This is a genomic window from Streptomyces sp. NPDC046557 (genome assembly GCF_040645975.1).
Lineage (GTDB): Bacteria > Actinomycetota > Actinomycetes > Streptomycetales > Streptomycetaceae > Streptomyces.
In genome coordinates this window covers 12,913-26,935 of record NZ_JBEYZH010000006.1, presented here as the reverse complement: position 1 = coordinate 26,935, position 14,023 = coordinate 12,913, and the positions used below count along the sequence as shown (strand labels likewise).

The following is a 14,023-nucleotide window of genomic DNA, read 5'->3' as shown; positions in this document are numbered from 1 at the left end:
GCGTGCGGAGTCCTCACTCGTCGTGGCCCCAGCCGTCGTGCTCGTCGCCCGGACCGCCGTAGCCGTTGTCGGGCTCCTCGGGCTGACCGTGGTCGGGCCCCTCGTGGTGCCCGTGCTCGTGTTCGCCGTGATCCCCGTGGTCGGGACGGCCCTGCTGCTCGTGCTTGTCGTGCTTGTCGTGACCGGGCCACTCGGGGACGTCATGACCAGGCCAACCAGGCTTGCCGGGCTTGCCGGGCGGCTTGGGAACACCGCCGGTTGTGCCACCGTTGGTTCCGCCCGTCGTCGCGCCCGTCGTCGCGCCCGTGACGCCGCCCGTCGTGGTACCCGCTACGAGGCCACCGCCCGTCGTCACACCGCCGAGCACGCCGCCGAGCAGGCCGCCATTGGCGCCGCCGGTCGTCGCACCGCCGAGTACACCGCCGAGCAGGCCGCCAGTCGTGGGGCCACCGGTCGTGGGGCCACCGGTCGTGGTGCCACCCGTCGTCGGGCCACCGGTCGTCGGGCCACCGGTCGTGGTGCCGGCGACGACGCCGCCCGTGACCAGACCGCCCGTGGTTCCGCCGGTGGTGCCGGCGGCACACGACCCGCGGTTGATCGTGTTCGTGTCCATCGTCACCGCGCCGTTACGAGCCAGCGCCCGTCCGTCGATGTCCGCGCCCGTGGTCAGCGAGATGGAGGTCAGGGCCATGATGGTGCCGACGAAGTTGGTCTCGGTGCCGAGGGTGGCCGAACTTCCGACCTGCCAGAACACGTTGCAGGGCGAGGCCCCGTTGATGAGGGACACGTTGCTGGAGCTTGCCGTCGTCAGACCCGAACCGACCTGGAACACCCACACGGCGTTGGGGTTGCCCTGGGCGTTCAGGGTGAGGGTGCCGGTGAGTCCGAGAGTGGAGGGGGCGTTGTACACACCGGGAACCAACGTCAGGCCCCCGGCGTCCGGGGGAAGAGTCGCGTCCGCCGGCTGGCCGGCGGCGTTGTCGTACGCCACGACCAGGTCGCTCTTGGCTTGGAGGCCCACGGGGTCGACCGGCCCGGAGTGCACGGTACCGTTCACGATCCCGGGCGGGAATCCGCTGATGGCTGTTCCCGGACTCACTCCGAGGTCGCCGGTGATGACCGTGGGGCCGGTGTTGGTGATCTCCGAGCCGGCCAGCACGGCAAAGCTGGCGGCCGTGCCCAGAGGTACGGGTGTTGCGATCGCATGTGCCCGGGTCGGCGTCACCGCGACCACGGCGGAAGCGATCACCGTGGCGAGTACCGTCGCGATCCAGACCGGCGTTGTGCGCTTTAGCGCCGCGCCAGAGATATTCAGCGTCATCGAGGGGCCAACTCCTATGAGTGGATGGTGACGTAATTGACGGTCTCGACCGCACAGGACCGTCTCACTGTGGCTGGCATATTACGCAGAAACCTGCAAAAAGTCGGGATTTGTTCGGCGATTTCCGTCTCATCCGCCATTCGCGCCGACGGGCCGATAATGCGAATAACTGAATCAGATTAATGAGCCGTGTGGGGGAAGCCGGTATTTCTATGGACCTGCGGCCTGGGCTCCGCAATCCATGAGGCAACGGTGGGAACCGAATCGATTGGCGGCCGTGCGCGACACAACACCAGGACGGATCCAACTCCCCCTGGGGCATGGCAGTGTGCTCACCGGAACAAGGCAAGGAGCGGAGGAACACATCCCGTGGGCGTCGACGTCAATCCAACCGTCAGCAGGCGCCGGTTGGGATCGGAGCTACGCCGGCTCCGGCAGGCCGGCGGTATGACGACGCAGCATGTGGCGGAGCGACTGCTGATCTCCCAGCCCAAGATCAGCCTCTTGGAGAACGGCCGCCGCCTCATCAAGCCGCGCGACGTGCGCGATCTCTGCCGGCTGTACGGAGTCCAGGACCAGCGGCTCGTCGACGACCTGATGCGGCTGGCCCGGGAATCGGGCCGACAGGGCTGGTGGAACGCCTACGGCGACATCGCGTACGGCGCCTACATCGGCCTGGAGGCCGAGGCCGTCGCGATCCGGACCTACGAGCCCCTGGTGATCCCGGGCCTGCTGCAGACCCCCGCCTACGCCCGGGCGGTCATCGCAGGAACGATCCCTCACGCCACCGCCGACCAGGCTGCCACCCGCCTCCAGGTACGGCTGCGGCGCCAGGACCGGCTGGCTGCTCCCGACAACCCGCTGCGCTTATGGGCCGTACTGGACGAAGCGGCGCTGCGGCGCGTCGTGGGCAGCCGCGAGGTCATGCGCGAACAACTGGAGCATCTGAACAGCCTCGGTGCCCAGCCGCACATCACCGTGCAGGTGCTCCCGCACGAGGTGGGGGCGCACCCCGGTGTCTCCGGACAGTTCTCCCTGCTCGAATTCTCCGACGCCGCCGATGTGAATGTGGTGTATCTGGAAAGGTTCACCGGCGACCTCTATCTGGAGAAACGATCCGATGTGCGGCTCTACAGCGACATGTATGCCTATTTGCAGGCCCAGGCGTTGAGCCCGGACGGCGCCCGGCAGTTCCTCGACGAAATCGTCAAGGCATACGTCGGCACGGAATTCCGGGCGGCGCACTGAGGAGCAGGCGGCTTCGCGTCGGACTTCGGTCACCCTCAACACCCTGGCCACGGATCACTGAGGCCGCCCCCGACTGAACACGAGGGTTCGCCCTGCCCTGCCCGGCCAGGCGTGGCGGACCGCGACGGCGTTCGGCCTCGCCGTTCTCGCCGTATTCGGTCTGCCGTTCGGGGCGGCTGTGCGGACGAGATCACCCCGTCGGCCGTACGGACCTGGCGGGCCGAGCGCCTGGCCGCCACCGGCAACACGACGGTCGCCAAGTCCTACCGGCTGCTCAAGGCCACCATGGAGACGGCGACCGATGACGAGCTGATCCGCCGCAACCCGTGCCGCATCAGGGGTGCGTGCAGCGAGCAGGCCAAGGAGCGCTCGACCGCGACCGTCGCCCGGGTCGACGAGCTCGCCGAGGCCATGGGCCCACGCCGGCGGCTGATGGTCTACTTCTGCGCCTACGGCCCGATGCGCCCGGGAACAGGCGACCCTCCCCTCACAGCTTCTGCGGGGGCCGTCGGATTTGAACGGCACCGGTGATGTTGCCGGTCAGATACTTGTCCATGCGTCGAGGAAGGCTTTTCGCCCGGCCGGATCGGCTGATTTGTGGTCCGCATGCAGGACGCGCCAGGCGGTGAGTTCGAGGTCCCGGAGCCACAGTTCGCCGATGACCTGCGTTTTCAGGTCGGGGAGGTGGTCGGACTCGGCAAGTGCCTGGCCGATGACCTCTCCGGCTGCGATGCGCTGGGGCGGCGTCATCTCGTCGACGGCCGAGAGGATCTGCCCGGCCAGACCGGTGCCTTCTCCGGACAGCGAACTCAGCACGCAGGCCTTCATGTTGGCGGGTAGCAGGTAGAGCGAGCCCGAGGACCTCCACAAGTCCGACCAGAAGCGTTCTCCGGCCGCGGTGGGAGCGGGGAGAGCGGCCAGCAGTCCGAGGAGGTGTGCGGTGGCCGCGTATCCGTCGGAGTGGGCCGATGCGACGACGGCGATGTCCGCGACGCGCTCCACATCGATGTGGCCGGCTTCGAGGCGTGGGTCCAGTCCCAGTCGCTGCTCCAGCTGATGGGAAAGGGGGACGGATGCGTGGGAGCGGAACTCGGGAAGCATCGGCGATCCTTGAACGTAGGAGAGCGGAGAGACCCGTTCGGGAGCCCTGATCGTTCCCATGGCCCGTCGGATTACACGACTTCCACGGCCCCAGTCGGTGGCAGACCGCCAGGACCGGACCGATGAAGCGGCTGAACGGGCGATCAGGTGAAGCCGATTCGGCAGTCTGCGGCAGACCTCCGGTTTGCCGCTCCGGGCAGGCTCCTAGCATGAACACATGGTCACCAGTGATGCCCAGCAGTCCGAGTCAGGACGGAAAGCAGTGTCCCGAGACGACGCCGAAGCCGGTCGTTTTCATTCCGCACGAACGGTTGGCGGACGCGAGGACTCCCACCCCGTTGCCGACCTGGTCGAGCGAGCGGCCGATCTGGTCGAGCCGATCAAGCCGAAGCTACGCGGCTGGCTTCACGCAGGAATGGTCCCCGCATCGCTGGCCGCGGGCATCGTCCTCATCTGCCTGGCAGGGACACCGCAGGCCGCTCTGGCCTGCAGCGTGTACTCCGTCACTGCCTGGCTGCTGTTCGGGACGAGTGCCGTCTACCACCTCGGCACCTGGGGGCGACTCGGCGAGGCCGTTCTGCGCCGCCTCGACCACGCCAACATCTTCCTGATCATCGCAGGCACCTGCACCCCGCTGGCCGTGCTCCTTCTCCACCCTGACCAGAGGTCCGTCCTCCTGTGGATCGTGTGGACGGGCGCGCTGGCGGGCATCACCTTCCGCGTCCTGTGGGTCGGAGCTCCCCGCTGGCTGTACACCCCCTGCTACCTGGCGCTGGGCTGGGCACCGGTGCGTTACCTGTCCGACTTCCTGCACAGTGGCGGGGCGGCCGTACTCGCCTTGATCGTGACCGGCGGCCTCCTCTACAGCGCCGGCGCGGTTGTCTACGCCCTCCAACGCCCCGACCCCTCGCCCCGCTGGTTCGGCTACCACGAGGTGTTCCACGCCTTGACCGTGGCAGCCTTCGCCGCGCACTACATCGCCATCTTCCTCGTCGCCCACTGACGATGACGATGACGATGACGATGACGATGACGATGACGATGACGATGACGATGACGATGACGATGACGATGACGATGACGATGACGACGACGACCGACGCATTGCGCGGTGTGCACGTCGTCCCTCAGCACGTGCGGGGGTAGGCACGCCGCCGGCTGCTGGTTCTGGCTCACAGTGCTGGAGGGTGGCGGCGGGGGGAGAAGCCGCACATGCGGTACACCTGCGCGCCCCGTCACCGCAGTAAACGATCCATGGGAACGGGCCCGCGGATACCGATGGGCACACACACCTCAGGCCGAGGCCGACGGACCGGGCGATTCGGCGGCGCGGCGGTATTCGGCGTTGATGCGCTGGGCTTCTTCGAGCTGGTCTTCGAGGATGACGATGCGGCAGGCGGCCTCGATGGGGGTGCCCTGGTCGACGAGTTCGCGGGCGCGGGCGGCGATGCGCAGCTGGTAGCGGGAGTAGCGGCGGTGTCCGCCCGCGGAGCGGAGCGGGGTGATGAGGCGGGCCTCTCCGATGGCGCGGAGGAAGCCCTGGGTGGTGCCGAGCATCTCGGCGGCCCGGCCCATCGTGTAGGCGGGGTAATCGTCGTCGTCGAGACGGCCGAACGAGTCGTCTGCTGTCATTGCACCTCTCTCATGGAACGCGTGGAGGGGCCCTGGTGCCATATGGCACCAGGGCCCCGAAGGAACTACTACACCATCTGCCGGCCCTAGTCCTGCGCCGGCCTTCTGTTTCCGCCGACCCGGCCGAGATGCTGCCGGGAGTGCGGGGATCGCGGTTGCTTGACCGGAGACCACCTCACTATCGATGTCCTGCGGTACCCGGGCTCAGACTTCCGCCCGGGCGATCCTGATGGTGCTCTGCTCCTCCGTTCTTCCCTCTGGATCAATCACTTACCAAACGGGAACTGGGTACTGCTGATACTGCGAACCGCTTGTACTTCTGGTGTTGCGTACTTCTGGTGGCCTCACCCAGCGCCACTCTTCGGCAGCCAGCCCCGTCGCCCATCTTGCATCTGCTCTGGCTTAGAACCCCACTGCCGAACCTCCCGGTACGCGCGCCCGCAGTCGACGCCTTCACCGAGGTGCTGCTCACTGACTTCACTGCTGGTACTGCCTACTGCACTTACTACGAGTACTGCCACTGCGGTAACTGCTTGTGGCGGCCCCTGATCACTGCGGGCCACCCGGTCCGGTGGTCAGTCCCGTCGCCGTCCTGCAACCGCTCTGGCTTCGGAACTCCACCACCGCACCGTCCTGCGAACTGCAACTGCGGGTTTTGCTCGTACTACCGGTACTGCTGCCCGGCAGTTCGTCTCTGCCAGGCCCTGCTGTCCTGCTGGGCTACGAGAGAAACCATAACCACGCCACGGCTCAATGTCTACTCCAGCGGATACAGATTTTCCGGAGCGCTGAGGACAGCTAGACGTTCGGTCGGCCCAGCATGCGCTGAGTAGCCCGCATTGCAGGTCAGGCGCTCGGGAGGGCCGCAGCCGGGAGCCTGACGGACCCCGGGCCTCGCGGATTGGCGTCGTACTCTGGCGCCTCTTCGACCCGCTCTTGGAGACACGCTCGCCACGCGACGAGTCGCGAGCCTTCCTGGATCGTCTGCGGCAACAGGCGATGGCCGTAGCAGCCGTGGACACCGTGGTCTTCGTCGTGTCCGAGCTCGTCACGAACGCCCTGCGCCATGGCGGAGGGACCTGCACCTTGGAACTGACGGCCCAACGCGGAGGGCATTGAGGTGGCCGTCCACGACCCCAGCCCGCATGCGCCGCGCCATGTGCACCCCTGACATCGAGGGGGCGGCACCGGGGGTTCGGCCGGCCCATGGCCGACAGACTCGCCCGAGCGACCGCGGTCACCCGTCAGGCCACCGGCGGTAAGACGTATGAGCGCCCTTCTCGCCTGGTAGCGCGACCGCTGGAGCGGGCGGAAGGGCCGGTGAATAGAATCGGCTCTCATGTCGAAGCCTGACCAGCTGCTCGTTGATGTCGCCACCCTGGTGGAGTCCGGGCAGAGCAATCAGATGTCCCTGACCGTGGTCACCTCCGGTGCGGTCATCACCGGTCGGTTGGCTCCCGAAGCCGTGTGGAGGCAGCGGGTGTCGGAGGTCCTGACGGACTCGGCCCGCCTGGCCGAGTTCTCCGCCGTCTTCACCGCCACAACCCGCCGGGACGGGCCGCCGACCCATCTGCACTTCCATGTGGCCCGCATCCTGCAGGGCACGGTGGGGATCCCGGAGACGGGTGGGATGTATCGAGTCTCGATCGCGGATGTCAGTGCCTGGACCGTGGGCGACTTCAGCTACTCCGATTCCTGAGTGTTGGTGTCAAGCGGCTGCCGTGACGGTGGTATCGGCTCGTAGCAGCGAATGCCGACCAACGCAGAGGTGTGGAAGACGCGCTGCGGGTGACGTCCTCGCCCAGGACGAGGACGTCGGCCAAGAGCCGCGGCAGCTCCGGTTCGTCGTTGGCGACCCGGCGCGAGAGCAGCCGCAAAACGACCTCGCCGGCGGTCCCTACTCAGCGATCAGAGTCGCGATTCCACTGACCCTGCGACGCGTAGAGAAAGCCGTCGGTACGCAGGAGGGCCCGACCGGCGCATGCCGGTCGGGCCCTCGTCGCTGTGTCCGTGTCGGCTCGCGCCGGTCCGGTCGGTCAGACGGTAACGGGGTGCCCGAGCATTGCGGCTGCCTTCTGGAGCGGGCTGAGGACGCGCGTGGGGGCCGCGGTCTGGGGAAGGCCGCGGCAGGTGAACCCGAGCTGGGTCATGGCCCGGAGGACTTCACCGGCGCTGAAGTCACGGCGGTCCTGGCGGGTGATGACCTGGCCGACCTGCTTGACGGGGTAGGTACGGCGCCCGATGATCACGGACTCGCCGACGGCCTGCTCGGGCTTGATGCCCTTCATCGATTCCAGGACGCCGCTCTTGGTCAGGTCGAACGGGAAGCGGGCGATGACGCAGCGCATGATGCCTCACAGGGAGAAGAGGTGAATGGTCCGACCGCGCGGTGAGGTCGTTCAGCGGGCAAGGGCGAGGGCGAGGACGCCCGGAGCGCTGCCTTGCTCCTCGACGACGGGCAGGGCGTCGAGCCGGCGGTAGCGCATCGCGTGCTCGGCCTCGGCCATCGTGGTCATGGGCGAGGTGACCCGGCCGCGGTGGCCGAGAACGTCACGCAGCCTGACCCGGTCCGTGTACGCGTCACCGTCGCGGACGGCGGTGAGCCGGGCCTGGGTGACCAGTCCGGTGCACAGGCCGTCCTCGTCGCAGACGAGCAGATGTCCGGCGCGGGCACTGGCCATGACGGACAAGGCCACCTCGACCGTCATGTCGTCACAGACCTGTGGCCCGGCCGCCTCCATGGCGTTGCCCACGGTCTGGGCCACAGGGTTGGACATCACCGAGCGGGACTGCATCTGGACCAGCGTCAAAACGTGCCTCCTGCAGAGATGGGTCAGTCTTCTGATCACGTGGTTGTCAGGCCGCCGCATCGAAGGCGGACTGCCGCACGCTGACGCGCCGGGCAGCCGACACGGGGCTGCGTCGGCCACGGGAGGCTGTGCGGCGCTTGGGCCGCTCGGACACCGGCGCCGTGATGGTGACGGGGATGCCCGAAGGGGTCTGGGCGCCGGTGATCCGGTTCAGTGCTTCCTCGCCGGAGCGGACCTGGGTGGTCTGGGGGACGATCCCCGCGGCCGCCATGAGACGGGTCATGTCACGGCGCTGGTTGGGGGTGACCAGGGTGACGACGCTGCCGGACTCGCCCGCACGGGCAGTACGCCCCCCGCGGTGGAGGTAGTCCTTGTGGTCGGTCGGCGGGTCCACGTTCACGACGAGGTCGAGGTTGTCGACGTGGATGCCGCGTGCGGCGACGTTGGTGGCGACGAGCACGGTGACGTGTCCGGTTTTGAACTGAGCCAGGGTACGGGTGCGCTGGGGCTGGGACTTACCCCCGTGAAGGGCGGCGGCACGGACCCCACTGTTGAGGAGGTCCTGGGTGAGGCGGTCCACTGCGTGCTTGGTGTCCAGGAACATCATCACCCTGCCTTCGCGCGCCGCGATCTCCGTCGTCGTCCGCTGCTTGTCGGCGCCGTGGATGTGCAGGACGTGGTGCTCCATCGTCGTCACCGCACCGGCCGACGGGTCCACCGAGTGCACGACCGGGTCGGTCAGGTAGCGGCGAACCAGCAGGTCGACGTTGCGGTCCAGGGTCGCGGAGAACAGCATCCGCTGGCCTTCGGGGCGCACCTGGTCCAGGAGGGCGGTGACCTGAGGCATGAAGCCCATGTCGGCCATCTGGTCGGCTTCGTCGAGGACGGTGATCGCGACCTGGTTGAGCCGGCAGTCGCCCCGGTCGATGAGGTCCTTCAGCCGGCCGGGCGTGGCTACGACGACCTCCGCGCCTCCGCGCAGCGCTCCTGCCTGCTTGCCGATCGACATGCCGCCGACGACCGTGGTCAGGCGTAGCTTCACGGCGCGGGCGTACGGGGTGAGGGCGTCGGTCACCTGCTGCGCCAGCTCACGCGTCGGGACGAGGATCAGTGCCAGCGGCTGGCGGGGCTCGCCGCGCTGCCCGGCGGTGCGGGCCAGCAGCGCGAGGCCGAAGGCCAGGGTCTTGCCGGAGCCGGTGCGTCCACGGCCGAGGACGTCACGGCCCGCGAGGGTGTTGGGCAGGGTGGCGCCCTGGATGGGGAAAGGCACGGTCACGCCCTGCGCGCCGAGGGCGGCCAGCAGCTCGGCCGGCATGTCGAGGTCGGCGAAGGCCTCGACGGCAGGCAGCGCGGGAGTGATGGTCTTCGGCAGGGCGAACTCGCCTTGGACCGCGGCGGGTCGGCGGCCGAAGCCGCCCGAGCTCGGGCCTCCGGAACGGCGCGGGGTGGACGAGCCCAAGCGGCTTCCCCGACCCGAACCGGCGCCAGTGCCGAAGGCGGGGCCATTGCTGCGGCTGCGGGTGCGAGCGGAACGGTCGTTCGTACGTGTGGGGTTCATTCAGAACCTTCCTCAATACGGCGCGTATCAAGGAATTCCCGCGGCGAAAACGCGGCGCGGGGAATCACAAGAACGGGCCAAATGGAATGCGAAAGCGATTTTGGCTTGCAGGAAATCCGCAGGGGCGCAGCCGCTGACATGGGGTGGCGTCATCCGGACGTAAATGCGGAGAAACCGACTTGGGTGCGGCGTTGAGGAGCCTGCAACCCTGAATAGTTCGTCCCGCAGGTGACACCACTGCAGGAATGCTTGCAGCTGAGGCCCGCACCCCGAGGGATGCGGGCCCCAGCTACGAAATGCGCGTCAGTGTCAGGCGGGAACGATGTTCTCGGCCGTCGGGCCCTTCTGGCCCTGCGCGATGTCGAAGGTGACCTTCTGGCCCTCCAGCAGCTCCCGGAAGCCCTGGGCGGCAATGTTCGAGAAGTGGGCGAACACGTCGGCGCCGCCACCGTCCTGCTCGATGAAGCCGAAACCCTTTGCCGCGTTGAACCACTTCACGGTGCCAGCAGCCATGTCATATCTCCTTTGGGGCAGTACACCAGCGCCCGCACCGTGCGGATGCCGTGTCGCCGCGATGATGCCCCGCCCGGAAAATAGCCCGGAAATATAAAGCGCTCTAATGTGGCGCGGAGGCCGGATGGAGGCGCTTGAAGTTTTTTGGGTACCAAAACTGCAACCGAGATCGACAGTAGCACGCTTCAGTGGCTTGTGTGCGTTAAGCATCTCCACCGTATGCGGTGCCGCAAAAACTCTCCCCGGGGGGCCCGACGATTTCTCGGACCGCGGGCACAGATATTGATTCATCCCCCCGAGTGCAGCGCTTCCGCAGCAAGGACGTTCACCGGCTGCGACGTGCGCCGTCAGTCGGAATGTGAGCCCTGCGGGCGGCTTCGGAGAGCGCGCGCAAAGTGGGCGGCAGCTCGGCGCGGCTCCATCCACCCCGCTGGACGGCGGTGCATCCGTCGTGAGCACCGTGGGCTGGGAAGGATGGCGCAGGTGATGGCTGAGTTGAAGTTCGAAACCGTCGTGTGCCCGCACTGCACGGCCCGCCCGGCCGCTGGGCAGGCCCGTACCGTCTCGGCCGACCGGCGCCGGGCAACGGTCCCGGGGCACGCCCCTTCCTGCCCGCACTGTGCCGCCGATCGTCTGCCGGCGGGAAAAGAGGACTGAGTGCCCCGTCGCGGGTCTCCGTCGACCACTCCCGCCAACCGTCCTGCCGGCACGGGAGGTGCCCCTGGCGAGGCGGCCGGGTCCTCCGGCGAAGCCGCCCACGGCGTCGGCAACGCAGCCGGTCTCCTCCCCGACGATGCAGCCGGTGACGATGACTCCGGCCGCCGGACCTTCATCCTTGTTCGTGGTGATCACCATGAGAACCCGGCCGTTGCGCCGCTCCTGAACCCGCCGATCGGAGGGGTCGGCCCACACCGACTTGACACGCCTCGAAACAGCGTTCCTCAACACCCGCAGCGGTGATCTCTTTGACCCCTATCGCGCCCCCTCAGGGAGCAGTCCTCGGGACATCCGGCCCCGGGGAGCCGGATGTCCCGAAGGTGACGTCAGGCAGCTGGTGCTGTCGCCGGGCACATCGAGGAAGGGGGCGGTACGACAGTGACCTCCGCGGTGAAGGCGACCTCCCCGTCCTGGATGGCGTCGACCCGAAGGGCCCCGGGGGCCGATGCGCAGGACGAGCGGGGATGGGCCTCGATCCAGCAGGGGGAGTCGAATTCGACGTAGCGGTGGAAGGTGACGTCCATCGAAGTGGGCAGCACCGTTCCGGCCGAAGGGTGCATGGCGTGGGCAGCCTGACGTGCGGCTTCCAGCAGGAGCATGCCGGGGACGTGGTCGACGGGGTGATCGAAGAGGACGGGGTGGGTGGCGTCCACCCGCAGGGGCCAGCGGCCCGGGCTGTCGGAGTGGCCGAGTACGACGTCGCGGGTGTTGTCGCGGCCTGCCGTCGCGGGGTTGAGGGGGGTGATCGGATCGGGGACTGCGGCGAACACCCGCGTGACGTCTCCGCGGTCCGCGCGGATGCGCCGGTAGACCGTGGGTGCGATGCAGCCGAACCGGGTGTCGGCGACGGCGATCGGCGTGCCGTCGCGGTAGATGGCGATGTCGAGGGAGACCGCGGTCGGGATGCCCCGGCGGTGACTGAACTCCGTGCCGGTGACCCGCAACTCCAGTTCGGCGGGCGTGCGCTCGACCTGGAGCGCGTGCGGGTTGAGCGCGTAGCTGAACCGCGACCAACTCAGCTGGTGGCCGAGAGGGGTTCCGTACGCGGTGTGCAGCAGCAGCGGAAAGGTCTGGCGCACGGTCTCGCACAGAATCAGCGGATCGTGCAGCCCTGCCGTGGCGGTGTAGAAGCTGTGGCTGCGCGGCCACTGGGCGGTGATGGTGAAGGCGTGGGTGCCGGTGCGCTGCCAGCCGGTGAGGAAGACCTCGGAGAGGGCGGCGCGGTGGACGTATTCCCGGGGCACGGTGGTGGTCAGGACCGGCGCTCCGGCGGATACGGGCCCATTGGCGGTGACGAGCATGTTCCCCCTTGCGTGCGTGTGCGGCCCCCGAGCTGACGGTCGGCGGAGGCCCGTCTGTAAAATAGAGAATGTTCGTTTTGTTTGTCGAGTGGCGGCGGTGTGATCCATGGCGGGGTTGAAGCAGAACCGTGCATTGAGGACCCGGGAGGCGATCCTGCGCGCCGCTGCCGAGACGTTCGACGAACTTGGGTTCCACGGCGCCAGCATCAGCATGATCATGAGGCGGGCGGGGGTCACCCAGGGCGGCATGTACTTCCATTTCAAGTCGAAGGTGGAGCTCGCCCGTTCCGTCATGCTGGCCCAGCGGGACTTCGTGCAGCTCCCGCCGGGCGAGGACGGGCTCCAGCGACTGATCGACATCACCTTCCACGTGGGCCGGGAGCTTCAGCAGAACGTCTTCTTCCGGGCCGGTGTGCGTCTTGCCGTCGAGCAGGGCGAGTTCGGCCTCCAGGACGACACGGCGTACCAGCAGTGGGTGGAGCAGTTCCACGGCCTGCTCCTCGTGGCGCGGGAGAGGGGCGAACTGCTGCCCGGCGTGGACGAACGGGAGTTCGCCCAGGTCCTGGTCGGCGCGTACAGCGGTACGCAACTGTTCTCGCAGATCGCGACGGGGCGCGCGGATCTTCCGCAGCGGGTCGCCGCGCTGTGGAAGTACCTCCTGCCGTGCATCGCCACGCCGCGGACACTGGCGCAGCTGTGTGCCACGCCCGACCAGCCAAAGACCTCGTGAACCCGCCGCGGGTGGTGCTTACCGGTTCGAAGGGCTTCATCGGGGCGGCGGTGCTCCGGGAGATCGGCTTGCGTGACCCTGCTGCGGGCCACGCCGGGAGCCGTGAGTGAGCGGCAGTTCTCCCTGCCGGCGCAGGACCATTGGTACCGCAGCGACGAGGTGTGGCGCGTGGCGGACTGCCCTCCGGGGCCGGGGCCGGTGGCGCGCCTGGCGACGGCGGCCCCCTGGTACCGGGAGGCCGTGGGCCGATCCAGGAACGGGCCGGGCCCGGCTAGCTCTCCGGGCCTACCCCGTTGAGGACGAGGAGCCAGATGTCCTCAAGCTGATCCATCGCGTCGCCCGGGTCGTCCGGATACGCGCCGCGCAGCGTCGCCTCGGCCCCCCAGATCAGGTGCGCGACGAGCGCCGTGACGCTCGCCGGGTCGGCGGCGGCGTGCAATTCGCCCTTTTCGTAGGCCTCATGGGCCAGCTCTGCCACGACGGGGTGCCACAGGGTGGTCCAGTCCTCGATGCCGGGCAGCTCCCGGGCGAGGTGGGCGGTCGCGCGTACGGTGACGTCGTCCCGCAGCATGCGGGCGAGCTCCAGCATCAGGTTCCCGAGGTCGAGCAGGGTCTTTCCCGAGCGGCGGCCGGCTGCCTCGTCGAGCGCTGATCGCACCGCCGAGCCCCCTTCCTCGACGACGGCTTCGGCGAGTTCGGCTTTGCTGTCGAAGTGGAAGGTGATCGCGCCCATGGAGATGCCCGCGGCCCTGCTGATCGCCTTCAGCGACGTCCCGCCGTATCCGGCGCGGTAGAACTCCGAAGCGGCAGCCTGCACGGCGGTGTTGCGCGTCCGAACTGCCCTCTCCTGCTTCACCATGCTCTCTCCGATGTCGCCACACCCGGCTGAGTCGCGCGCGGGTGTCGTGCGCTGAGGTGGGCGTTGTCGGCGGTGCCCGTGGTGGCCAGCCTGCGGAACACCGCGTCCCTCAGGCAAGGCTTAGTTGCCTAAACCGCGCCGGTTTCTCCGTGCATCCGCAGCTCCGGAACAACTGACGGAGCGTCAATGGGGGTTCTGCCCGCGACTTGCCGAAGTAGTTCACCAGCGTAGAG

14 protein-coding genes and 1 pseudogene are annotated in these 14,023 nt (G+C 68.2%); 6 read left to right on the top strand and 9 right to left on the bottom strand.

Translation table 11 applies throughout. From position 1 onward, the window contains the following. Positions 1–13 precede the first annotated feature (13 nt). The gene (locus tag ABZ934_RS14810; RefSeq protein ID WP_361312658.1) at positions 14–1,321 is read right to left on the bottom strand and encodes an ice-binding family protein; all 1,308 of its coding nucleotides are present in this window, start codon (positions 1,319–1,321) and stop codon (positions 14–16) included. Between the two features lie 369 nt (positions 1,322–1,690). Between ABZ934_RS14810 and ABZ934_RS14805 the strand changes: the two genes are divergently transcribed. Continuing rightward, a complete protein-coding gene (locus ABZ934_RS14805) occupies positions 1,691–2,569 on the top strand; it encodes a helix-turn-helix transcriptional regulator (RefSeq protein WP_361312656.1) in 879 nt (292 codons plus the stop codon). Positions 2,570–2,752: 183 nt separating this feature from the next. Then, positions 2,753–3,047: pseudogene (locus ABZ934_RS14800) on the top strand (site-specific integrase); the annotation flags it as partial. 62 nt (positions 3,048–3,109) lie between these two features. Here the strand turns inward: ABZ934_RS14800 and ABZ934_RS14795 are convergent. Continuing rightward, the gene (locus tag ABZ934_RS14795; protein ID WP_361312654.1) at positions 3,110–3,670 is read right to left on the bottom strand and encodes a hypothetical protein; all 561 of its coding nucleotides are present in this window, start codon (positions 3,668–3,670) and stop codon (positions 3,110–3,112) included. 262 nt (positions 3,671–3,932) lie between these two features. On the opposite strand from ABZ934_RS14795, the gene ABZ934_RS14790 reads away from it, so the two are divergent. Together ABZ934_RS14790 and ABZ934_RS14785 are read left to right on the top strand one after the other, a co-directional pair. Beyond that, positions 3,933–4,673, top strand: coding sequence for a hemolysin III family protein (locus tag ABZ934_RS14790; RefSeq protein WP_361312653.1), 741 nt, complete (start codon positions 3,933–3,935; stop codon positions 4,671–4,673). A gap of 14 nt (positions 4,674–4,687) precedes the next feature. Beyond that, positions 4,688–4,816, top strand: coding sequence for a hypothetical protein (locus tag ABZ934_RS14785; protein WP_361312652.1), 129 nt, complete (start codon positions 4,688–4,690; stop codon positions 4,814–4,816). A 147-nt stretch (positions 4,817–4,963) separates the two neighbouring features. Here the strand turns inward: ABZ934_RS14785 and ABZ934_RS14780 are convergent, their stop codons facing one another. Then, entirely contained in the window at positions 4,964–5,302 is a 339-nt protein-coding gene (locus ABZ934_RS14780) for a MerR family transcriptional regulator (RefSeq protein ID WP_361312651.1), read from the bottom strand. A gap of 1,339 nt (positions 5,303–6,641) precedes the next feature. On the opposite strand from ABZ934_RS14780, the gene ABZ934_RS14775 reads away from it, so the two are divergent. Beyond that, positions 6,642–7,001, top strand: coding sequence for a hypothetical protein (locus tag ABZ934_RS14775; RefSeq protein ID WP_361312649.1), 360 nt, complete (start codon positions 6,642–6,644; stop codon positions 6,999–7,001). A gap of 337 nt (positions 7,002–7,338) precedes the next feature. On the opposite strand, the gene ABZ934_RS14770 is transcribed toward ABZ934_RS14775, so the two are convergent. From ABZ934_RS14770 to ABZ934_RS14750, 5 genes are all read right to left on the bottom strand, one after another. Next, entirely contained in the window at positions 7,339–7,650 is a 312-nt protein-coding gene (locus ABZ934_RS14770) for an SCO5918 family protein (protein WP_361312647.1), read from the bottom strand. Positions 7,651–7,701: 51 nt separating this feature from the next. Next, a complete protein-coding gene (locus ABZ934_RS14765; protein ID WP_361312645.1) occupies positions 7,702–8,112 on the bottom strand; it encodes a CBS domain-containing protein in 411 nt (136 codons plus the stop codon). Positions 8,113–8,158: 46 nt separating this feature from the next. Then, positions 8,159–9,670, bottom strand: coding sequence for a DEAD/DEAH box helicase (locus ABZ934_RS14760; protein ID WP_361312643.1), 1,512 nt, complete (start codon positions 9,668–9,670; stop codon positions 8,159–8,161). A gap of 309 nt (positions 9,671–9,979) precedes the next feature. After that, on the bottom strand, positions 9,980–10,183 hold the full coding sequence (locus tag ABZ934_RS14755; protein ID WP_361312641.1) for a cold-shock protein: 204 nt from the start codon (positions 10,181–10,183) through the stop codon (positions 9,980–9,982). A 1,043-nt stretch (positions 10,184–11,226) separates the two neighbouring features. Further along, positions 11,227–12,201 (bottom strand): ScbA/BarX family gamma-butyrolactone biosynthesis protein, encoded by a 975-nt coding sequence (locus ABZ934_RS14750; RefSeq protein WP_361312639.1) that lies wholly within the window; start codon positions 12,199–12,201, stop codon positions 11,227–11,229. A 106-nt stretch (positions 12,202–12,307) separates the two neighbouring features. Here ABZ934_RS14750 and ABZ934_RS14745 point away from each other — a divergent pair, with 106 nt between their 5' ends. Then, the gene (locus tag ABZ934_RS14745; RefSeq protein WP_361312638.1) at positions 12,308–12,931 is read left to right on the top strand and encodes a ScbR family autoregulator-binding transcription factor; all 624 of its coding nucleotides are present in this window, start codon (positions 12,308–12,310) and stop codon (positions 12,929–12,931) included. Between the two features lie 271 nt (positions 12,932–13,202). Here the strand turns inward: ABZ934_RS14745 and ABZ934_RS14740 are convergent, their stop codons facing one another. Further along, positions 13,203–13,790 (bottom strand): TetR/AcrR family transcriptional regulator, encoded by a 588-nt coding sequence (locus tag ABZ934_RS14740; RefSeq protein WP_361312637.1) that lies wholly within the window; start codon positions 13,788–13,790, stop codon positions 13,203–13,205. Positions 13,791–14,023 lie beyond the last annotated feature (233 nt).

What these genes read in the sequence shown, in the direction of transcription:
- ABZ934_RS14810 (WP_361312658.1), bottom strand. Translation starts at nt 1,321, where the DNA reads ATGACGCTGAATATCTCTGGCGCGGCGCTAAAGCGCACAACGCCGGTC.
- ABZ934_RS14795 (WP_361312654.1), bottom strand. Translation starts at nt 3,670, where the DNA reads ATGCTTCCCGAGTTCCGCTCCCACGCATCCGTCCCCCTTTCCCATCAG.
- ABZ934_RS14785 (WP_361312652.1), top strand. Translation starts at nt 4,688, where the DNA reads ATGACGATGACGATGACGATGACGATGACGATGACGATGACGATGACG.
- ABZ934_RS14780 (WP_361312651.1), bottom strand. Translation starts at nt 5,302, where the DNA reads ATGACAGCAGACGACTCGTTCGGCCGTCTCGACGACGACGATTACCCC.
- ABZ934_RS14775 (WP_361312649.1), top strand. Translation starts at nt 6,642, where the DNA reads ATGTCGAAGCCTGACCAGCTGCTCGTTGATGTCGCCACCCTGGTGGAG.
- ABZ934_RS14770 (WP_361312647.1), bottom strand. Translation starts at nt 7,650, where the DNA reads ATGCGCTGCGTCATCGCCCGCTTCCCGTTCGACCTGACCAAGAGCGGC.
- ABZ934_RS14760 (WP_361312643.1), bottom strand. Translation starts at nt 9,670, where the DNA reads ATGAACCCCACACGTACGAACGACCGTTCCGCTCGCACCCGCAGCCGC.
- ABZ934_RS14755 (WP_361312641.1), bottom strand. Translation starts at nt 10,183, where the DNA reads ATGGCTGCTGGCACCGTGAAGTGGTTCAACGCGGCAAAGGGTTTCGGC.
- ABZ934_RS14750 (WP_361312639.1), bottom strand. Translation starts at nt 12,201, where the DNA reads ATGCTCGTCACCGCCAATGGGCCCGTATCCGCCGGAGCGCCGGTCCTG.
- ABZ934_RS14745 (WP_361312638.1), top strand. Translation starts at nt 12,308, where the DNA reads ATGGCGGGGTTGAAGCAGAACCGTGCATTGAGGACCCGGGAGGCGATC.
- ABZ934_RS14740 (WP_361312637.1), bottom strand. Translation starts at nt 13,790, where the DNA reads ATGGTGAAGCAGGAGAGGGCAGTTCGGACGCGCAACACCGCCGTGCAG.